Genomic DNA, 19,162 nt, shown 5'->3' on the forward strand with positions numbered 1-19,162 from the left:
CCGCCACACTGCGCCGTCGTTCCCGAACGTTGTGCCCTGTGCTTTCATGTGCGGCCGTCTCCAGCGCGCCCGGCGCGCGCCGGTTGGCGTATCAGTTTCCCTTCAGTTCAGAACGACAATGGCACTCATCGTACACAAATACGGCGGCACATCGATGGGCTCGGTCGAGCGCATCAAGAACGTCGCGAAGCGCGTCGCGAAATGGCACAAGGCAGGCCACAAGATGGTCGTCGTGCCTTCGGCGATGTCCGGCGAAACGAACCGCCTGCTGGGTCTCGCGAAAGAGATTTCGCCCCAGCCCAGCCCGCGCGAACTCGACATGATCGCGTCGACGGGCGAACAGGTCAGCGTCGGCCTGCTGTCCATCGCGCTGCATGACGCAGGCGTCGATGCCGTCAGCTATACCGGCTGGCAAGTGCCCGTCAAAACGGATAGCGCATTCACGAAAGCGCGTATCAGCGACATCGACGGCGAACGCGTGCTGCGCGATCTCGACGAAGGCAAGGTCGTCGTCATCACGGGCTTCCAGGGCATCGACCCCGAAGGCCACATCACGACACTCGGCCGTGGCGGCTCGGACACGTCGGCCGTCGCGGTTGCCGCGGCGCTGAAAGCGGACGAATGCCTGATCTATACGGACGTTGACGGCGTGTACACGACGGACCCGCGCGTGGTCGAAGAAGCGCGCCGTCTGGATCGCGTGACGTTCGAGGAAATGCTGGAAATGGCCAGCCTCGGTTCGAAGGTGCTGCAGATCCGCTCGGTGGAATTCGCCGGCAAATATCAGGTGAAGACGCGCGTGCTGTCCAGCCTGACCGATCCGCTGATGTCGCTCGACGAAGAAATGAAGTCGGGCACCCTGATTACTTTTGAAGAAGACGAAACCATGGAAAAAGCAGTCATCTCGGGAATCGCGTTTCAGCGTGACGAAGCCCGTATCGCCGTGATGGGTGTGCCCGACAAGCCGGGCATCGCATATCAGATCCTCGGCCCGGTTGCCGATGCGAATATCGATGTCGACATGATCATCCAGAACCAGAGCGTCGAAGGCAAAACGGCGTTCACGTTCACGGTCGGTCGCGGCGATTATCAGCGCGCCATGGAGATCCTCACGAACCAGGTGAAGGGTCACGTGAGTGCGGAGCAGGTGCTTGGCGATCCGAAGGTGTCGAAGGTGTCGGTGGTCGGCGTCGGCATGCGTTCGCACGTGGGCATCGCAAGCAAGATGTTCCGCACGTTGTCGGAAGAGGGCATCAACATTCAGATGATCTCGACGTCGGAAATCAAGATCTCGGTGCTGATCGACGAGAAGTACATGGAGCTCGCCGTGCGCGCGCTGCATAAGGCATTCGAACTCGACCAGGCGTGATGTGCACGACATGTCCGTTCGCTGCGGCGAAGGGCATGTGTGTGAAGGTTGGTGAAGGTGAAGCGGGTGTTGTTGCGCCGGGTCTTTGAGATGTCATCGAAATGACGTTTCAGGCACAAAAAGTGTGAAGTAAAAATTGACCTGGGCCTTCGAACCCGCTATTATCTTGGCTTCGTTGCGCTGCCTCCCTGGCGCAAGCGAAAGTTTGGGAGACGTGGCCGAGAGGTCGAAGGCACTCCCCTGCTAAGGGAGCATCTGGGCCAAAACCTGGATCGAGGGTTCGAATCCCTCCGTCTCCGCCAGAAATGGCGGTGGAACCCCGTAGAGCTGCGGCTCTGCGGGGTTTTGTTTTTTGCGCGCCTGTTTCATTTGCCTGCGTGATTTTCTCCGTTCAGGCTCAACTTTTCATTCCATTGCCCGTAAACATCGGTATTGGTGAATTGCGTTCGCGATGAATGCGCCATTCACGCGATTTACGTGGGATGTCTTTTTGTTTGGGATAACCAAACGAACTGTCTGCCGTTTGCAAATCGCAAAGAAACCGGCAAGATCGCGCGAAATGTGCGTGCACGCAACAGTGCAAGCGCTGGGCATATCACCAAATACCATCGCATGTAACAGTACGTTACGAAGCGCCTTGCGACGCGAAGTTATGCATCAGTTATTACAAAGTTGAAATACGCGTTAAGCGTCGCTTTGTTATATTCGAATCAAGCAGTCGATAAACACAACTCCCGCAAAGAAAGGTGAAACCATGAAGTCCACGCGTCTTATCCCGTTGATCGCTGGCGTGCTCGCGATTAGCGCGTCGAGTGCGGCGATGGCTGGGGGACTGAACGTCGGTGTCAACATCGGTATTCCCGCTCCCGTCTACGTCGCGCCGGCGCCTGTGTATGCGCCTCCGCCGCCCCCGCCGCCGCCCGTCGTGTATCAGCCGTATCAGCCCGTGCCCGTCGTGGCTGGACCTGCCATCGTGATCGGCTGGCACGGCGATCGTTACTGGGATGGCCGCCGCTACTGGGGCCGCGACGACTACTATCGTCATCACGGCGGCTACGATCGTGGCCATGGTCACGACCACTGGGACAACGGCCGTCACAACGGCTGGCATTGATCCCGCACTGGGTCGCATGCGCCCAACAAAAAACCGCCCCAAGGGGCGGTTTTTTTTCTGGTTGCACGCGCAACGACGCGTGCACGCGCATCAGCGCGCGTGCTTACTCGGCGACGGCGGCCATCCCGCCGACCACGGCGCTGAAGCCGCTATCGACGTGCATGATCTCAGCCGTCACGCCGGCAGCGAGGTCCGACATCAGGAATGCGGCTGCATTGCCGACCTGTTCGATCGTGACATTGCGCTTGAGCGGCGCATTGCCCTCGACGAAATCCAGAATCTTGCCGAAGCCCTTGATGCCGCTTGCCGCGAGCGTCTTGATCGGGCCTGCCGAAATGCCGTTCACACGAATGCCCTTGCCGCCCAGCGACACGGCGAGATAACGCACGCTCGCTTCGAGCGATGCCTTCGCGAGACCCATCGTGTTGTAGTTCGGGATGGCTTTTTCTGCGCCGAGGTACGACAGCGTGAGCAGCGCCGCGTCGTTCGACAGCATGGGCAGCGCAGCCTTCGCGAGAGCGGGGAAGCTGTAGGCGGAGATGTCGTGCGCGATGCGGAAGTTTTCGCGCGTCATGCCGTCGAGGAAATCGCCGGCGATCGCTTCGCGCGGCGCGAAGCCGATCGAATGAACGAGGCCGTCGAGGCTGTCCCAGTGTGTTTTCAGCGACGTGAACAGCGCGTCGATTTGCGCATCGTCGGCGACGTCGCACGGGAAGATCAGATTGCTGCCGAATTCGTTCGCGAATTCGGTGATGCGATCCTTGAAGCGGTCGCCGACATACGTGAACGCGAGTTCTGCGCCTTCGCGCTTGCAGGCCTGCGCGATACCGTACGCGATCGAACGGTTCGACAGCAGGCCCGTCAGCAAGATTCGTTTACCAGCGAGGATGCCCATGGATTCTCCTAATGAGGTCAGTGCGCCGCGATGACAGAGTGCGGGAACGCGCGGGATTTTGGGTAGAATTCTCTCACATTGCAACTGCCCACCGACCAACAAGGCACCTATGACCGCAGGCACGCGACGGGTTGAAGCGCCACGCCGGAGATGGCGCACTCTGATTCGTCCGCTGTTGCATTCCCTCCCGCGTATCCGTTGCGATGCGACGCCGCGCGCCGTGCTCGCCGCGTGTGTCGCCTCGCTGCTCGCCTTGTCGTCCGTGACGGCGCAGCATGCGCAGGCAGCGTATGCGATCGCGCAGTACGGCAATCCGAAGTATCCGCCCGGCTTCAAGCACTTCGACTACGTCAATCCCGACGCCCCGCGCGGCGGCACGCTGGTACTCGCGAATCCCGACCGCTCGACCAGCTTCGACAAGTTCAATCCGTTCACGATGCGCGGCAGCGCGGCGCCCGGCATAGGCCTGCTGTTCGAGAGCCTGACGACGGGCAGCGCCGACGAAGTCGCGTCCGCCTACGGCCTGCTGGCAGACGACATCGCCGTCGCGCCGGACGGCCTGTCCACGACTTTCCACATCAATCCGCGCGCGCGTTTTTCGAACGGCGATCCTGTCACGGCCGAAGACGTGAAGTTCTCGTTCGATACGTTGAAGAGCCCGCAGGCCGCGCCGCAATTCGCCGCGTATTTCGCAGAGATCGCGCGCGTCGTGATCGTCGATCCGGCGACGGTGCGCTTCGAATTCAAGCAGCACGATCGCGAGTTGCCGCTGCTCGCGGGCGGCATGCCCGTGTTCTCGCGCAAGTGGGGCATGAAGCCGGACGGCCGCCGCACGGCGTTCGATCAGCTCGCGTTCGAAAAGCCGATCGGCAGCGGGCCGTATCTGATCGAGAGCTACGACAACGGCCGCACGATCACGTATAAGCGCGACCCGAAGTACTGGGGCGACAAGCTGCCCGTGCGCGTCGGCATGTATAACTTCGAGCGCATCAACTACAAGCTCTACTCGGATACGACGGCGCGCCTCGAAGCGTTCAAGGCGGGCGAATACGATGCGCTCGTCGAGTACGTCGCGCGTAACTGGGTGCGCCGCGACGTGGGCAAGAGATTCGACAGCGGCGAACTGATCAAGCGCGAGTTTCCGCAACATAACGGCACGGGGATGCAGGGCTTCATCCTGAACCAGCGCCGGCCGCTTTTCTCGGACGTGCGCGTGCGCAAGGCGCTCGATCTCGCGCTCGACTTCCAGTGGCTCAACCGGCAACTGTTTTACAGCCAGTACAGGCGGATCGACAGCTACTTCGTCAATACGGATCTGCAAGCTAAAGGTCTGCCGTCGCCGGGCGAACTGAAACTGCTCGAACCATGGCGCGTGCAGCTCGAGCCGGGCGTGTTCGGCGTGCCGCCGAAACAACCCGACACGGACCCGCCCGGTTCGTTGCGCGCGAATCTGCTCGAAGCGCGCGCGCTGCTCGCGCAGGCCGGCTGGACGTATCGCGACGGCGCGTTGCGCAACGCGAAGGGCGAGCCGTTCGTGTTCGAGATACTCGACGACTCGGGCTCGTCGTCTACGTTCGACCCGGTCTACGCCACCTACATCCGCAATCTGAAGAAGCTCGGTATCGATGCGCGCACGCGTACGGCGGACTTCGCGGTGTACCAGAAGCGCCTCGACGCGTTCGATTTCGACGTCACGACCATCCGTTTTCCCGACGTGCAAGTGCCGGGCGCGGACATGATCGACCGGTTCGGCAGCAAGGCTGCGGGCGAACCGGGCTCGGGCAATCTGATCGGGTTGAAATCGCCCGCCGTCGACGCGATCCTGCGCGCGCTGGTCGGCGCGCAAACCCGCGAACAACTCGTCGATGCCACGCACGCGCTCGATCGCGTGCTGATCAATGGTTACTACATGGTCCCGCACTGGTACAGCGCGACGCATCGCGTGGCGTTCAAGCGCGGCATGGCGTGGCCGTCGACCTTGCCGCTGTACTATTCGGCGGAGGGATGGATCACCTCGATGTGGTGGTTCGCCACGCCGCAATGAGCGCGCTGACCGCGTACCCCAACATGTACTTCTGATTCTGGACGGCCGCCATGTGGAGCTACATCCTCAAACGTCTGCTATTGATGATCCCGACGTTGATCGGCGTCCTCACGCTGACTTTCGTCGTGATCCAGTTCGTGCCGGGCGGGCCCGTCGAGCAGGCGGTGCACGAGTTGCGGCGCAGTACCGCCGAAGGCGGCACGCCATTCGGCCTGCGCGCCCATAGCGGTGTCGACGCGCAGCAGATCGCACAACTCAAGGCACTGTATGGCTTCGACAAACCGCCGCTCGAACGCTACTGGCTGATGCTCAAGCGCTTCTCTCACTTCGATCTTGGGCAAAGCTATTTCCGGCATCAAAGCGTGTGGTCGCTGATCGTGTCGAAGTTGCCCGTATCGATCAGCATCGGGTTGTGGACGTTCTTCCTCACGTATCTGATATCGGTGCCGCTCGGCATCGCGAAGGCGGTGCGCAACGGCTCGCGCTTCGACGTCGCGACGAGCCTCGTCGTGCTGATCGGCTATGCGATTCCCGGCTTCGTGCTCGGCGTGCTGCTGCTCGTGCTGTTCGGCGGCGGCTCGTTCCTGCAACTGTTTCCGCTGCGCAATCTCACGTCCGACAACTGGGATCAGCTGAGCTTGTTCGGCAAGATTCTCGATTACCTGTGGCACATCACGTTGCCGATCGTGGCTTCCGTGGTCGGCAGTTTTGCCGTCGTCACGATGCTCACCAAGAACGCGTTCCTCGACGAAATCCGCAAGCAGTATGTGTTGACCGCGCGCGCGAAAGGGCTGTCCGAGCGGCGCGTGCTATGGAAGCACGTGTTCCGCAACGCGCTGCTGCCGTTGATCGTCGGTTTTCCGGCCGCGTTCATCGGCGCGTTCTTCACGGGCAGCCTGCTGATCGAAACGCTGTTCTCGCTCGACGGCCTCGGGCTGCTGTCGTACGAGTCGGTCGTGCGGCGCGATTATCCCGTCGTGCTCGGCACGCTCTATCTCTTCACATTGATCGGACTCGCGACCAAGCTCGTCTCCGATCTCTGCTATGTGTGGGTCGACCCACGCATTCAATTCGAACAACTGGAGCGCTGATTTGAGCCGCGTTCGTACAGATGCCGAAGTATCGCGCGCGCAGCCGGTGCGCGCGTTCGTGTCGCCGTCGCCGGCACGCCGGGTGTGGCTGCGTTTCCGGCAGCAGCGGCTTGGCTACTGGAGTCTGATCGTGTTCGTCGTCGCCTTCGCGGCGAGCCTTGCCGCGCCGCTGTGGTCGAACGACAAGCCGGTCGTCGTGCGCTACGACGGCCACTACTATTTCCCGCTCGTGAAGGACTACGCGGAGACGACCTTCGGCGGCGACTTCCCGACGCCCGCCGACTATCTCGATCCGTACGTCAAGCAGCGCATCGACGCGCCGGGCAACTTCGCGATCTATCCGCTGAACCGCTACTACTACGACACGCTCAACTATTTTTCGAAGCGGCCGAATCCGGCGCCGCCTTCGCGCGACAACTGGCTCGGCACCGACGACCGGGGCCGCGATCTGTTCGCGCGTCTCGTGTACGGCTTTCGCGTGTCGGTGGAGTTCGCGCTGGTGCTGACTTTTATCGGCACGGTGCTCGGCGTGCTGGCGGGCGCCGTGCAGGGTTACTTCGGCGGCAAGACGGACATCTTCGGGCAGCGTCTGATCGAAATCTGGAGTGCGATGCCGGAGCTGTATCTGCTGATCATCTTCGCGTCGATCTTCGAGCCGGGCTTCATCCTGCTGATCGTGCTGTTGTCGCTGTTCGGCTGGATCGGCCTTGCCGACTACGTGCGCGCCGAGTTTCTGCGCAACCGGCAACAGGACTACGTGCGCGCCGCACGTGCCATGGGCCTGTCGAACTGGCAGATCATCTGGCGGCATGTACTGCCCAACAGTCTGACGCCCGTCATCACGTTCCTGCCGTTTCGCATGAGCGGCGCGATCCTCGCGCTGACAAGCCTCGATTTTCTCGGTCTCGGCGTGCCGCCGCCGACGCCCAGCCTCGGCGAACTGCTCGCGCAAGGCAAGGCGAACCTCGATGCATGGTGGATCTCGATGTGGACGTTCGGCGTGCTGGTCGTCACGCTGCTGTTGTTGACGTTCATGGGCGACGCGCTGCGCAACGCGCTCGACACGCGTATCTCCGATGCGATGAAGGCGGGAGGCAACCAGTGAGGCCAGGCGCGACGAAACACGACGGACCGCTGCTCGAACTCGAACATCTGCGCGTGACCTTCGGCGACACGGTGGCCGTCGACGATGTGTCGCTCACGATCGGCCGCGGCGAGCGCGTCGCGCTGGTCGGCGAGTCGGGCTCCGGAAAGAGCGTGACGGCGCTGTCTATCCTCCGTCTGTTGAACGATGCGCAGACGAGCGGCGTGGTGCGCTTCGACGGTGAAGATCTGCTCGCGAAGAGCGAGCGCGAAATGCGCGGAATGCGCGGCTCCGATATCGCGATGATCTTTCAGGAGCCGATGACGGCGCTCAATCCGCTCTACACGGTCGGCGACCAGATCGCGGAAACCATCGTGCTGCACGACGGCGTCAGCGCCAATGAGGCGCGCAAGCGCGCCGTGGCGCTGCTCGACCGCACGGGCATCACGGAGCCGGGCAAGCGCGTGAACAGCTATCCGCACCAGTTGTCGGGCGGCCAGCGCCAACGCGCGATGATCGCGATGGCGCTCGCGTGCCGTCCGCGCCTGCTGCTCGCCGACGAGCCGACTACGGCACTCGACGTGACGATCCGTGCGCAGATCGTCGAACTGCTGCTCGAACTGCAGCGCGAGGAAGCCGAAAAGCGCGGCATGGCCGTGCTGCTGATCACGCACGACCTGAACCTCGTGCGCCACTTCGCGCAACGCGTCGCGGTGATGGAGAAGGGCGTGCTCGTCGAGAGCGGGCCGGTCGACACCCTGTTCGCATCGCCGCAGCATCCGTACACTGAGCGGCTGTTGCGCAGCCGCCCGGAGCGCACCGTCGTGCCCGTGCTGCCGATCGCCCCCGTGCTGCTCGACGCGCGCGACGTGTGCGTCGATTTCAGGACGAAACTGCCGGGCATCGCCGGCTGGTTCCAGTCGGGGCGCTTTCGTGCGGTAAACGACGCGACGGTGTCGGTGCGGCAGGGCGAAACCCTGGGTATCGTCGGCGAGTCGGGCTCGGGAAAATCGACGCTTGCGATGGCGCTGCTCGGCCTGCAAAGAACCTCACACGGCGCAATCGATTTTCAGGGCAGGGCGCTCGGCAGCTATCGGGGGCGCGAGCAGACGACGCTGCGCTCGAATATGCAGGTCGTCTTTCAGGACCCTTTTAGTTCACTTTCACCCCGGCAGACGATCGAACGGATCGTCGGCGAAGGGCTCGCGCTGCATCGCCCGCAGCTGAATGCCGACGCGCTGCGCGACAAGGTGATCGGCGTGCTGCGCGAAGTGGGCATCGACCGGACGGCGCTGCAGCGGTATCCGCACGAATTCTCCGGCGGACAGCGGCAGCGCATTGCGATTGCGCGTGCGCTGGTGCTGGAGCCGCGCATCCTGATTCTCGACGAGCCGACGAGCGCGCTGGACGTCTCGATCCAGCAACAGGTTTTGAAGTTGCTCGCGGGTTTGCAACGCAAATACAACCTGGGGTTCGTGTTCATCAGCCACGATCTGGCCGTGATTGGCGCCATGGCGCATCGCGTCGCGGTGATGCAGAACGGGGCGATCGTGGAGACGGGCGAGGTCGAGCGGATCTTTGCGGAACCGAGTCACCCTTACACACGTAAGCTGTTGAAAGCGGCCTTGACGACTTGACATTCACCAATTGGGTGCGACGAGTCATTGTTTTTTTCTATTTGTTTTGACATTGGAATACTTACTGGCTAGTATCGACCAAACTTTTTTCCTAGCCTGTTGATTTTCAGGCAAAAACTACCGCCGCACCCCAAGCCCTAACCAAGACCAACCACCAGACCAATGCAGCACCAAAACCTAACCCAGGCTTGCACGCGCGTCGTCGCCGGGATGTTCATTGGCGTACTGATGGCCGCAGCTCCCGGCGCTTTCGCCGATGAAGTAAGCAGCTTTAACCAGAATGCCTCATTCTCGACCTCTTCCGGGTCGAGTTCCGTGTCCTCCACCACACAAAGCACGCAAAGCGCTGCCTCGAGTTCCGAGAGCGGCGCTCGTTCGTTTTTGTCCGGCATGGCCGGCAAGGCGGGTGATGTGGTGGTCGGCGCCCTCAACATGATCGGCGTGCGTTACCGCTGGGGTGGCGACACGCCGGATTCCGGCCTCGATTGCAGTGGCTTCGTGCGCTACGTGTTCCAGGACACGCTTGGCATGGCACTGCCGCGCCGCGCGGAAGAAATGAGCCGGGTCGGCGAGAAGGTTCGGGTTTCCGACCTGAAGCCGGGCGACCTCGTGTTCTTCAACACGATGCGCCGTACGTTCTCGCACGTCGGCATTTACATCGGCGACAACAAGTTCGTGCATTCGCCTTCTACGGGCAGCACGATCCGCGTCGACGACATGGATGACGGTTACTGGGAAAAGCGCTTCACGGGCGCGCGTCGTATCGAATCGACGGTGCCGCAGCAGCAGGAGCTGCGCCAACGCGTGAGCGCGACGATCGGTGGCAGCAACTAAGACGATCGTCGGTTGACTGGTTTCAAAAGAAGGGCCCGCTTCATCTGAAGCGGGCCTTTTGTTTTGCCGCGCCCGTTTTCGCGTATGAGGCCGCCGCCGCTCAGGCGGTCGCGCGCGCCGCCGCCAGCTTGCGCAGCAGTTCCGGCGCGATACGGGCGGCGGCTTCCTCGCCCGCCAGAATCGCCGCATTGCGCTGTCCGAAGTCGGTGCCGCTCATCGCGTTCAGATTCGGACGGATCACGACATCGGCGTATTTGTCGAGCTCATATGCCTTGATCGTCTGACCCATGATGGTGAACGTCTGCATCAGCACGTCGAACGAGCTTTCGGTGAGCGCCGTTTCGGGCCGCGCGGAAATATCGACGGCGATCACGAAGTCCGCGCCCATCTTGCGCGCGAACGACGCCGGCACCGGGCTGACGAGACCGCCGTCGACATATTCGTGCCCGCCGATTTTCACCGGCTCGAACACCGACGGCACGCTCGACGACGCGCGCACCGCGATGCCCGTGTTGCCGCGCTGAAAAAGAATCGGCTGGCCCGTTTTCAGATCCGTCGCGACGACGCCGAGCGGCTTCGCCATCTTTTCGATCGGCCGATTGTCGAGCGTCTTGTTCAGATAGTTCTGTAGCGCGACGCCTTGCAGAAAGCCGCGTGTGCGAAACGGCATCGCCCAGTCGCTGATCGACGCTTCGTCCATCGTCAGCGCGAGCTTGTTGAGCGCGAAACCGTTCAGGCCCGACGCATACAGCGCGCCGACCACCGACCCGGCGCTCGTCCCGCACACCAGATCGATCCGGATGTTGCGCGCCTCGAGTGCCTTGATCACGCCGATATGCGCAAAGCCGCGCGCCGCGCCGCCGCCGAGCGCGAGCCCGATGCGCAGCGGCCGTTCTGGCTTGACGGTCGGCGTCGGCGGGACAGACGCGGTGCTGGGCGTGGGCGTGACCGTGTCGGGCTTGCTGCCCGTCGACGCGCAGGCGGAGAGAACAGCGGAGGCCGCGGCAATCGAGAACGTGCGGCGGGACAAGCGTGGCGATGACGGTTTCAACGAATTCTCCAGCGACGGCGCCGACGTCCAGGCGGAAGTGTCGTGCCGCGGGTCATGCAAAAGCGATCGCCGGCGGCGATCCTTGGCGCGCTACACGGAGCCGGCGGGAGCAGGCAGGCAGCGCGCGCACATCATAATGCAAAGCAGACGCGCGGCGACAATCCGTCGAGGAAACCGTCTACATGTGCAGTGGTCAGTCTCGTGTGCTGACGGCATCCTCGGTCCGATGTTTCGGCTTATGCCTTCCGGCGCGCTGCCGGACGCGCCTGCAAACCGATGTTGTCAGTATTCGACGGGTATAATTCGTCTCTCTTTTCAATCGCGTTCGCGCCGTCGGCAGGCGTTGTCACCGTTGCCGGGCGCGATCCGTTTCCGTTGCCGCGCCTGGCTTCGATGTTCGCCGGCGCAGGCGTCTGCCTCCGAGTTACCGCACATGACCACTCCCGTTCGCACCCGCTTCGCACCGAGCCCCACCGGCTTCATTCACCTCGGCAACATTCGCTCTGCGCTGTATCCGTGGGCGTTTGCGCGCAAAACGAAGGGCGTGTTCGTGCTGCGTATCGAGGATACCGACGTCGAGCGCTCGACCGAGCAATCCGTCGACGCGATTCTCGAAGGCATGCAATGGCTCGGCCTCGACTACGACGAAGGTCCGTTCTACCAGATGCAGCGCATGGACCGTTATCGCGAGGTGCTCAAGCAGATGCAGGAGCAGGGGCTCGTGTATCCCTGCTACATGTCGACGGAAGAACTCGACGCGTTGCGCGAGCGTCAGCGTGCCGCGGGCGAAAAGCCACGCTATGACGGCACGTGGCGTCCAGAGCCGGGGAAAGTGCTGCCCGAGCCGCCCGCCGGCGTGGAACCCGTGCTGCGTTTTCGTAATCCGCTGACGGGTGTGGTCGCGTGGGACGATGCCGTGAAGGGCCGCGTCGAAATCTCGAACGAAGAACTCGACGATCTCGTGATCGCGCGTCCGGACGGCACGCCGACCTATAACTTCTGCGTGGTCGTCGACGATCTCGACATGAAGATCACGCACGTGATTCGCGGTGACGACCACGTGAACAACACGCCGCGCCAGATCAATATCCTGCGTGCGCTCGGCGCCGAGCCGCCTGTCTACGCGCACCTGCCGACCGTGCTGAACGAGCAGGGCGAGAAGATGAGCAAACGGCATGGCGCGATGAGCGTGATGGGCTACCGCGACGCGGGCTATCTGCCAGAGGCCGTGTTGAACTATCTCGCGCGTCTGGGCTGGTCGCATGGCGACGCGGAGATTTTTTCGCGGGAGCAACTGATCGAATGGTTCGATCTCGAGCACCTCGGTAAGTCGCCGGCTCAGTACGACCACGCCAAGCTCAACTGGCTGAACAACCACTACATCAAGGAAGCGGACAACGCGCGTCTCGCCGATCTGAGCAAGCCGTTCTTCGCGGCGCTCGGCATCGACGAAGCGACGCTCGCGAAGGGCGCGGATCTGGCGGCGGTGATCGGGCTGATGAAGGATCGCGCGTCGACGGTGAAGGAGATCGTGGACAACGCCGCGATGTTTTATCGCGAACCGAATCCTGATGCCGACGCGCTCGCACAGCATGTGACGGACGTCGTGCGTCCCGCGCTCGCGGATCTCGCTACGGCATTGAAGACCTGCGAGTGGACGAAGGAGGGTATCGCCGCCTCGTTGAAGGCGACGCTCGGCGCGCACAAACTGAAGATGCCGCAGCTCGCGATGCCCGTGCGTCTGCTGGTGGCAGGCACGACGCATACGCCGTCCATCGATAGCGTGCTGATGCTGTTCGGTCGCGACGTGGTCGTGAGCCGCATCGAAAAGGCGCTTGCCTGAACAGGCGAAGCGGGGCCGCCGGAGATCGTTGCGCGGCCTCGCAAAAAAATTGTAGAAAGCGACTCAAGAGGTATTTACAAAGCGAAATTTGCTCACTACAATCTCGCTTCTGTTCTGCAAGGGGGTATAGCTCAGCTGGGAGAGCGCTTGCATGGCATGCAAGAGGTCAGCGGTTCGATCCCGCTTACCTCCACCATCAGAGCAGAGTGAAGTCTTCCGGTTAGCCGGAAGTTGTAGAAAAAAGACTTCACAAACGGTAGTAAAGTTGTTAGAATGGCGGTCTTCGCTGCTGATGAATGAAGTTAGCAGCAAGAACGAGACAGATCTGAAAAGATTATGTCCCCTTCGTCTAGAGGCCTAGGACATCACCCTTTCACGGTGAGTACAGGGGTTCGAATCCCCTAGGGGACGCCAAAATACTGGCGTTGCTTGAGATTCAAGTAATGCGCTTGCGAGAAGTAACCGACGCTCGCAAGTCAGGTAGCAAGACTGGAGTGGTAGTTCAGTCGGTTAGAATACCGGCCTGTCACGCCGGGGGTCGCGGGTTCGAGTCCCGTCCACTCCGCCAGATTAAGCCCGTTCGGTGAGCGGGCTTTTTCGTTAAAGGTGTAAGCAGTAGCATGTGAAGTACGTTGTCCCCTTCGTCTAGAGGCCTAGGACATCACCCTTTCACGGTGAGTACAGGGGTTCGAATCCCCTAGGGGACGCCAAAATACTGGCGTTGCTTGAGATTCAAGTAATGCGCTTGCGAGAAGTAACCGACGCTCGCAAGTCAGGTAGCAAGACTGGAGCGGTAGTTCAGTCGGTTAGAATACCGGCCTGTCACGCCGGGGGTCGCGGGTTCGAGTCCCGTCCGCTCCGCCAGAAATAAGAAGCCCGCTGAATTGTCAGCGGGCTTTTTGTTTTGCGCTTATCTTGCTTACCATTCGACACCGCTTGCAAAGGCAGCCAGGTCGCCGGGTGCGCCGCCGTGGGGCAAACAGCCATTGCCAGCGAGGTCCGCGTGTCTTAACGTTGAGCGGACCGACTCTTTCGTCCTTGCACGATGCTCGACCCGACTGACGATCCATCTCCCTTCCATTTGCGCAAGGCCAGCATGGACGACTTCTCGTTTGCCGAGGCGCTGACGCGCAACAACATGGGCGGGTACTACCGCCGGCATCACCTCGTGTGGCGCAGCGATCTGTTTCTGGCGAGCTGGCGGGAGTCGGAAAATTTCATTCTCGAAGCGGACGGCGAGCGGATCGGCGTATTGCGCATCACGGAAGAGGGTGACTCGCTGCATATCCGCGACGTGCAGATCGCCGAGGGGCATCGGCGGCGCGGCGCGGGCACCTATCTGCTGAATACGTCGCACCGTTGGGCGCGCGCCCGCGGTCTCTCCGAACTGCAGTTGCGCGTATTCGTCGACAACCCTGCGGCGCGACTCTATCAACGGATGGGCTACCGGCTCGCCGGCCCACGACTCGCGCAGCTCGGCTCGATCCGGCACATGGCCCGGCGCGTCTGAGGACGTTGCGGGCGCATCGACTGCGTACTTCCGCTCGTCGCGGCAGCCCATTTGATCAACGCTGTTCGTCCTGATCGTCGTCTTCGTCCCGCTCCCGTTCGTCACGCCTATGCTCCGCGCCTCGCACCATGAATGCCCGTGGACTTTCGCCGAACGCGCGCCGGAACATCGCGGAAAACGCACTCTGACTCTGGTAGCCCAGCTCCCGCGCGACGTGCGACAGCGGCCACCCCTGACTGAGCAAGGGGATCGCGCGAGCCAGCACGGCTTGCTGACGCCATTGCGAAAAGCTCACCCCAAGTTCCTGACGAAAAAGCCGCGCGATGGTGCGCGTGCTCGCACCCGCCGTCGACGCCCATCGCTCCAGTGACTCCGTATTCGCGGGATCGGCCAGCACCGCCTCGCACAACGCACGCAGACGTTTTTCCGTCGGCATGGGCACGGATAGCGGCAGAGGCTGCGACCGGGTGATTTCGTCGAGCGCCAGCGAGCCGAGCAGGCGTTCGCGGCCGGGTGGCAAGCCGGGCGTGTCCAGCGAGGCAATGACCTCGCGCAGCAGCCCCGAGACTTCGACGACCCGGCACGCGTCCAGTCCCGGCGGCACGACCGTCTCGTTGACATAAAGCGTGCGCAAAAAGGCCTCTTCGACGATGGTCACTTCGTGCAGCACGTACGGCGGCACCCAGATTGCGCGCGACGGCGGCACCATCCACGTCGTGCCGGACGTGCCCACCCGCAGTACGCCGCGCGACGCATACGCGACTTGCGCCCACGCGTGGGTGTGCCGCGCGATGCGCACGCCAGCCGGCATGGGCCGCGAGCGCACGCGGATAGGATGCGTCGGGGTGGGCGCGAACTCCGGCGGAATGTCGGCGAAATCGACGCGCGTCGACATTTCGGCGGACGCATTTGTGGCGGGCGGCGTCGCGCGGGTAGTGGATGGGGCGGCTTCAGTCATGGCGTAACGGAGTGGGCGGCAGCGAATCTGCCGTATGACGCTTGTCATTGTAGGGTCGTGCAGGTCATCCGAACATTGGCCGAATGGACGATGCGACATCGAAAAGATGGCACGGCATAATGCTCCCGATTCCTTTCGTCAACGGGAGAAGCTCATGAACTTTGCCACAGCCGACTTGTGCGACGCGCACGAAGATCAGCTAGCCGCCGGCACGTTGCGCGTGCTCGATCCCGTCTTCAGCCGTTTCGGGCGCGCGTCATGTTTCGGCGGCGAGGCTGTCACGCTCAAGGTGTTCGAAGACAACACGCTGGTGCGCGCCACGCTCGAAGAAAAGGGCGCAGGCCGTGTGCTGGTGATCGACGGAGGCGGCAGTCTGCGTTGCGCGCTGGTCGGCGGCAATCTGGGCAAGCTTGCCGAGAAGAATGGCTGGGCAGGCATCGTCGTGTTCGGTTGCGTGCGCGACGTGCTCGAACTGAACGAATGCAACATCGGCATCGTCGCTCTCGCGACCCATCCGCAGCGCAGCGAGAAGCGCGGCGGCGGAGAGCGCGATGTGCCCGTGCGTTTGCCCGGCTCGGCCGTGCGGCCGGGCGAATGGGTGTATGCGGACGGCGACGGGGTACTGGCGGCGAGCGCACCGCTCATGTAAGGCGTCGCGTCATGAATGGATGGTGTCTGAACGGAGGGTAGTGAACTGATGCAAAACGTCTTTGTATATGGCACTTTGCGTGCCGGTGAGATCAATGACATTGGCGCGGCGGCGGCGCGTAACGACATCGCTTCGCCGACGCTGGTCGGCCCGGCCACCTTGCGTGGCCGTTTGTTCGATTTCGGCGCGTACCCGGGCCTGGTGCCCGACGACGCCGGCGTGCACGTGCGCGGCGACGTCTACGCGATCGACGACGAACTCGTCGCCGTGCTCGATGAGATCGAGCAGGTGTATCCGGGCATCGAGGGGCTGTTCATGCCGCGTGAAGTGACCGTCGACGTCGAAGGCACGCCCGTCACGTGCCGTTACTATCCCGTGCAGCGGGACGCTGTCAAAGGACTGCCGGAGATACGCAGCGGCGATTGGGTCGAGCACCGGCGTTCGAACGGGCGCTAAGGGCCGCGCCGCAATCGGCAGGACGCAGTCTATAAAAGAATGGCCCAGCAGGCATGACGCCCGCCAGGCCATCCCGGTCGGTCAACCATCGAGCAGTGGTGTTGCTCAGAGTTCTTCGTAAAGCGGCAGCGTCAGGAACTCGGTGAAATTCTCCGACGTCGACATGTCGCTGAAGATCTGCGCGGCGCGATCGTACGGCTTCGTATCGCCAGTAATCGCGGCCTTGACCTTGTCGAGTTCCTGCGCCGTCAGGTCGCGCACGAGTCCGGCCGTCACCTTGCGGCCATCGTCGAGCTTACCCTTCGGCGAGCGGATCCACTGCCACACCTGCGAGCGCGAGATTTCCGCCGTCGCCGCGTCTTCCATCAGGTTGTGAATGGGGACGCAGCCATTGCCCGCGAGCCACGAGCCGAGGTAGTGGATGCCGACGTTGATGTTGTTGCGCAGTCCTGCCTCGGTGATGGGCGCTTCCGGACGGAAATCGAGCAGATCCTTGCCCGTCACCTGGACGTCGACGCGTTGCTTGCCGATCTGGTTCGGCTTGTCGCCGAGCACCTTCACGAATTCTTCCATCGCGATGGGCACGAGTCCCGGGTGCGCAACCCAGCCGCCGTCGTAGCCGTCCGTCGCGTCGCGTGCCTTGTCCGAGCGCACGCCTGCCATCGCCTTGTCGTTCGCGGCCGCATCGCTTTTGATCGGAATCAGCGCGCTCATGCCGCCGATGGCAGGCGCTTTGCGGCGGTGGCACGTCTTCAGAAGTTGCAACGCGTACGCGCGCATGAAAGGCACGGTCATCGTGATCTGCGAACGGTCAGCCAGGCAGAAGTCCTTGTCGTTCTTGAACTTCTTGATTGCAGAGAAGATGTAGTCCCAACGCCCAGCGTTCAGACCCGAGCTGTGTTCACGGAGTTCGTACAGGATCTCATCCATTTCGAACGCAGCGAGGATCGTTTCGATCAGTACGGTCGCGCGAATCGTGCCGCGCGGCACACCCACGGCTTCCTGAGCGGCGACGAAGATATCGTTCCACAGGCGCGCTTCGAGATGGCTCTCCAGCTTCGGCAGATAGAAGTAGGGGCCGGTGCCGCGCGACAGTTGCTCCTTCGCGTTGTGATGCAGGAACAACGCGAAGTCGAAGATGCCGCCCGACACGCGCTGGCCATCGACGCTCACATGCTTCTCGTCGAGATGCCAGCCGCGCGGCCGAACGATCAGCGTCGCGATTTTGTCGTTCAGCTGGTACGACTTGCCGTTCTGTTCCAGCGCGATGGTGCGGCGCACGGCTTCCTTCAGGTTGATATGGCCGGTGATCTGGTTGTCCCAGCTCGGCGCATTCGAATCCTCGAAGTCGGTCATGTAGGAGTCCGCGCCCGAGTTCAGCGCGTTGATGATCATCTTGCGATCGACGGGACCCGTGATCTCCACGCGGCGGCATTGCAGGTCCTGCGGCAGCGGGGCGATCGTCCAGTCGGCTTCGCGGATGTTCTTCGTTTCCGCGAGGAAATCGGGGCGCTCGCCCGCGTCGAGACGCTGGGCCCGCTCGGCGCGCGCCTTCAACAGTTGCTGGCGACGCGGCTCGAACGTCCGGTGCAGGCTGGCAACGAGCTCGAGCGCTTGCGGCGTCAGAATCGCTTCGAAGCCGGGCTTGATCTCACCGGTAATTTTCATGCCCTGCGGGAGCGACAACGTGTTCGCCATGATTTCTCCTTGGTCGGTCAGTTTCAAAAATGCGTGGTGATGCCACTGCGTTGCTTCACGGGGTTGGCTGCCGTCACGTGCCAGGGCTGTGGCGCGCGGGGCGGCTTGCCCCCCGTTTCGCTGGTTTTGCGGGCGGCGTCTGGTGCTCGATAAACGTCATCAGATCGCTCATGCTCGTGCCTGTGCCGTGCGGCGTGACGCCGAGTTCTTCGGCGGGCGCGCCCTGGCGGTTCAACCAGAACACGGTGTAGCCGAACCAGTTCGCACCGCTCGCGTCCCAGCCGTTCGACGACACGAATACGATCTCGCGCGCGGCCACGCCGAACGCCTGCGTGCCGAGCGCATAGGTCGCGGGCGCAGGCTTGAATGCGCGCACGGCGTCGACCGACAGCACGTGATCGAACAGTCCCGACATGCCCGCGCTCTTCACCGCGATGTCGAGCATTTGCGGGTTGCCGTTCGACAGGATCGCGAGACCGATCGGCGCGTGGCGTCCCGCCGTGCGCGCGTCGCGCAACTGGCGCAACGCGGGCAGCACGTCGGGAAATGCCGACAGGCACGCGTATTCGTCCATCAGGCGTTTTTCACCCGCCGCGTTCAGCGCGAGGCCGAGCTTGCGCGCGGAGAAACGCAGCGCGTCGAGCGTGATGTTCCAGAACGGCTGGTAGCGTGCGCCGGCGGGATCGGAGGCGGTGCGCAGCTGCGTGTATTCGATCTGTTTTTGCCGCCACAACTGCGAAAGCGCATCGCCGTGGCCCGGAAACATCTGCTCCGCGGCAGCGACGACGGAATGCACGTCGAACAGCGTGCCGTATGCGTCGAAAATCACTGCCTTGGGTAAGAGTGTCGTTGTGGCCGACATTGCCTTGCGCTCCATCAGAGGTCAGGATCGATTCTATTCGTGACGGCTTGTGCTAAAAAAGACTCTA

16 protein-coding genes and 6 tRNA genes are annotated in these 19,162 nt (G+C 62.5%); 17 read left to right on the forward strand and 5 right to left on the reverse strand.

Annotated elements, in window-relative coordinates:
• Nucleotides 1–118: 118 nt before the first annotated feature.
• The 3 genes from KFO72_RS10310 to KFO72_RS10320 all read left to right on the forward strand — a co-directional run bounded on the left by KFO72_RS10310 (nt 119) and on the right by KFO72_RS10320 (nt 2,483).
• The gene (locus KFO72_RS10310) at nt 119–1,369 is read left to right on the forward strand and encodes an aspartate kinase (RefSeq protein ID WP_054934434.1); all 1,251 of its coding nucleotides are present in this window, start codon (nt 119–121) and stop codon (nt 1,367–1,369) included.
• Between the two features lie 208 nt (nt 1,370–1,577).
• Nucleotides 1,578–1,671 (forward strand) — tRNA-Ser (locus tag KFO72_RS10315).
• A gap of 452 nt (nt 1,672–2,123) precedes the next feature.
• The gene (locus tag KFO72_RS10320; RefSeq protein ID WP_054934435.1) at nt 2,124–2,483 is read left to right on the forward strand and encodes a hypothetical protein; all 360 of its coding nucleotides are present in this window, start codon (nt 2,124–2,126) and stop codon (nt 2,481–2,483) included.
• Between the two features lie 103 nt (nt 2,484–2,586).
• Here KFO72_RS10320 and fabI read toward each other — a convergent pair whose 3' ends face one another.
• Nucleotides 2,587–3,378 (reverse strand): enoyl-ACP reductase FabI, encoded by a 792-nt coding sequence (gene fabI / locus KFO72_RS10325; RefSeq protein WP_035990752.1) that lies wholly within the window; start codon nt 3,376–3,378, stop codon nt 2,587–2,589.
• A gap of 109 nt (nt 3,379–3,487) precedes the next feature.
• Here fabI and KFO72_RS10330 point away from each other — a divergent pair, with 109 nt between their 5' ends.
• The 5 genes from KFO72_RS10330 (at nt 3,488) to KFO72_RS10350 (ending at nt 10,068) form a co-directional block, all read left to right on the forward strand.
• Nucleotides 3,488–5,422, forward strand: coding sequence for an extracellular solute-binding protein (locus KFO72_RS10330; RefSeq protein WP_225031991.1), 1,935 nt, complete (start codon nt 3,488–3,490; stop codon nt 5,420–5,422).
• Nucleotides 5,423–5,472: 50 nt separating this feature from the next.
• The gene (locus KFO72_RS10335; RefSeq protein ID WP_007580494.1) at nt 5,473–6,513 is read left to right on the forward strand and encodes a microcin C ABC transporter permease YejB; all 1,041 of its coding nucleotides are present in this window, start codon (nt 5,473–5,475) and stop codon (nt 6,511–6,513) included.
• Nucleotide 6,514: 1 nt separating this feature from the next.
• Nucleotides 6,515–7,618, forward strand: coding sequence for an ABC transporter permease (locus tag KFO72_RS10340; protein ID WP_007580495.1), 1,104 nt, complete (start codon nt 6,515–6,517; stop codon nt 7,616–7,618).
• The gene (locus tag KFO72_RS10345; RefSeq protein ID WP_225031992.1) at nt 7,615–9,234 is read left to right on the forward strand and encodes an ABC transporter ATP-binding protein; all 1,620 of its coding nucleotides are present in this window, start codon (nt 7,615–7,617) and stop codon (nt 9,232–9,234) included. The genes KFO72_RS10340 and KFO72_RS10345 overlap by 4 nt, the downstream gene beginning before the upstream one ends.
• A gap of 162 nt (nt 9,235–9,396) precedes the next feature.
• Nucleotides 9,397–10,068, forward strand: a complete 672-nt coding sequence (locus KFO72_RS10350) for a C40 family peptidase (RefSeq protein ID WP_054934437.1) — start codon at nt 9,397–9,399, stop codon at nt 10,066–10,068.
• 100 nt (nt 10,069–10,168) lie between these two features.
• Here the strand turns inward: KFO72_RS10350 and KFO72_RS10355 are convergent, their stop codons facing one another.
• The gene (locus KFO72_RS10355; protein WP_062915243.1) at nt 10,169–11,119 is read right to left on the reverse strand and encodes a patatin-like phospholipase family protein; all 951 of its coding nucleotides are present in this window, start codon (nt 11,117–11,119) and stop codon (nt 10,169–10,171) included.
• A gap of 433 nt (nt 11,120–11,552) precedes the next feature.
• Here KFO72_RS10355 and gltX point away from each other — a divergent pair, with 433 nt between their 5' ends.
• From gltX to KFO72_RS10390, 7 genes are all read left to right on the forward strand, one after another.
• Complete coding sequence (gene gltX, locus KFO72_RS10360; RefSeq protein WP_054934438.1) at nt 11,553–12,962, forward strand: glutamate--tRNA ligase; 1,410 nt, start codon at nt 11,553–11,555, stop codon at nt 12,960–12,962.
• 120 nt (nt 12,963–13,082) lie between these two features.
• A tRNA-Ala gene (locus tag KFO72_RS10365) sits at nt 13,083–13,158 on the forward strand.
• 142 nt (nt 13,159–13,300) lie between these two features.
• A tRNA-Glu gene (locus KFO72_RS10370) sits at nt 13,301–13,376 on the forward strand.
• Between the two features lie 77 nt (nt 13,377–13,453).
• Nucleotides 13,454–13,530 (forward strand) — tRNA-Asp (locus KFO72_RS10375).
• Between the two features lie 66 nt (nt 13,531–13,596).
• A tRNA-Glu gene (locus KFO72_RS10380) sits at nt 13,597–13,672 on the forward strand.
• Nucleotides 13,673–13,749: 77 nt separating this feature from the next.
• Nucleotides 13,750–13,826, forward strand: a tRNA-Asp gene (locus tag KFO72_RS10385).
• Between the two features lie 181 nt (nt 13,827–14,007).
• Complete coding sequence (locus tag KFO72_RS10390) at nt 14,008–14,472, forward strand: GNAT family N-acetyltransferase (RefSeq protein WP_035990767.1); 465 nt, start codon at nt 14,008–14,010, stop codon at nt 14,470–14,472.
• Between the two features lie 55 nt (nt 14,473–14,527).
• On the opposite strand, the gene KFO72_RS10395 is transcribed toward KFO72_RS10390, so the two are convergent.
• Nucleotides 14,528–15,367 carry an AraC family transcriptional regulator gene (locus tag KFO72_RS10395; protein ID WP_225032004.1) on the reverse strand — a complete coding sequence of 280 codons (840 nt, stop codon included), beginning with the start codon at nt 15,365–15,367 and terminating at the stop codon, nt 14,528–14,530.
• A 217-nt stretch (nt 15,368–15,584) separates the two neighbouring features.
• Here KFO72_RS10395 and rraA point away from each other — a divergent pair, with 217 nt between their 5' ends.
• Both rraA and KFO72_RS10405 read left to right on the forward strand, forming a co-directional pair.
• Nucleotides 15,585–16,079: a ribonuclease E activity regulator RraA gene (gene rraA / locus KFO72_RS10400; RefSeq protein ID WP_054934440.1), complete on the forward strand. Its 495-nt coding sequence runs from the start codon at nt 15,585–15,587 to the stop codon at nt 16,077–16,079.
• Between the two features lie 48 nt (nt 16,080–16,127).
• On the forward strand, nt 16,128–16,535 hold the full coding sequence (locus tag KFO72_RS10405; protein WP_062915244.1) for a gamma-glutamylcyclotransferase: 408 nt from the start codon (nt 16,128–16,130) through the stop codon (nt 16,533–16,535).
• 105 nt (nt 16,536–16,640) lie between these two features.
• Here KFO72_RS10405 and aceB read toward each other — a convergent pair whose 3' ends face one another.
• Together aceB and KFO72_RS10415 are read right to left on the reverse strand one after the other, a co-directional pair.
• Nucleotides 16,641–18,233 carry a malate synthase A gene (gene aceB / locus KFO72_RS10410; RefSeq protein ID WP_107200926.1) on the reverse strand — a complete coding sequence of 531 codons (1,593 nt, stop codon included), beginning with the start codon at nt 18,231–18,233 and terminating at the stop codon, nt 16,641–16,643.
• A gap of 73 nt (nt 18,234–18,306) precedes the next feature.
• Complete coding sequence (locus tag KFO72_RS10415) at nt 18,307–19,095, reverse strand: haloacid dehalogenase type II (protein WP_060602716.1); 789 nt, start codon at nt 19,093–19,095, stop codon at nt 18,307–18,309.
• Nucleotides 19,096–19,162: the final 67 nt, after the last annotated feature.

The organism is Paraburkholderia sp. XV (assembly GCF_020177535.1).
GTDB lineage: Bacteria > Pseudomonadota > Gammaproteobacteria > Burkholderiales > Burkholderiaceae > Paraburkholderia > Paraburkholderia caribensis.

Coding starts and splice junctions, on each gene's coding strand:
- KFO72_RS10395 (WP_225032004.1), bottom strand. CDS start 15,367: ATGTCGACGCGCGTCGATTTCGCCGACATTCCGCCGGAGTTCGCGCCC.
- rraA (WP_054934440.1), top strand. CDS start 15,585: ATGAACTTTGCCACAGCCGACTTGTGCGACGCGCACGAAGATCAGCTA.
- KFO72_RS10310 (WP_054934434.1), top strand. CDS start 119: ATGGCACTCATCGTACACAAATACGGCGGCACATCGATGGGCTCGGTC.
- KFO72_RS10335 (WP_007580494.1), top strand. CDS start 5,473: ATGTGGAGCTACATCCTCAAACGTCTGCTATTGATGATCCCGACGTTG.
- KFO72_RS10390 (WP_035990767.1), top strand. CDS start 14,008: ATGCTCGACCCGACTGACGATCCATCTCCCTTCCATTTGCGCAAGGCC.
- KFO72_RS10415 (WP_060602716.1), bottom strand. CDS start 19,095: ATGTCGGCCACAACGACACTCTTACCCAAGGCAGTGATTTTCGACGCA.
- aceB (WP_107200926.1), bottom strand. CDS start 18,233: ATGGCGAACACGTTGTCGCTCCCGCAGGGCATGAAAATTACCGGTGAG.
- KFO72_RS10320 (WP_054934435.1), top strand. CDS start 2,124: ATGAAGTCCACGCGTCTTATCCCGTTGATCGCTGGCGTGCTCGCGATT.
- KFO72_RS10405 (WP_062915244.1), top strand. CDS start 16,128: ATGCAAAACGTCTTTGTATATGGCACTTTGCGTGCCGGTGAGATCAAT.
- KFO72_RS10350 (WP_054934437.1), top strand. CDS start 9,397: ATGCAGCACCAAAACCTAACCCAGGCTTGCACGCGCGTCGTCGCCGGG.
- gltX (WP_054934438.1), top strand. CDS start 11,553: ATGACCACTCCCGTTCGCACCCGCTTCGCACCGAGCCCCACCGGCTTC.
- fabI (WP_035990752.1), bottom strand. CDS start 3,378: ATGGGCATCCTCGCTGGTAAACGAATCTTGCTGACGGGCCTGCTGTCG.
- KFO72_RS10330 (WP_225031991.1), top strand. CDS start 3,488: ATGACCGCAGGCACGCGACGGGTTGAAGCGCCACGCCGGAGATGGCGC.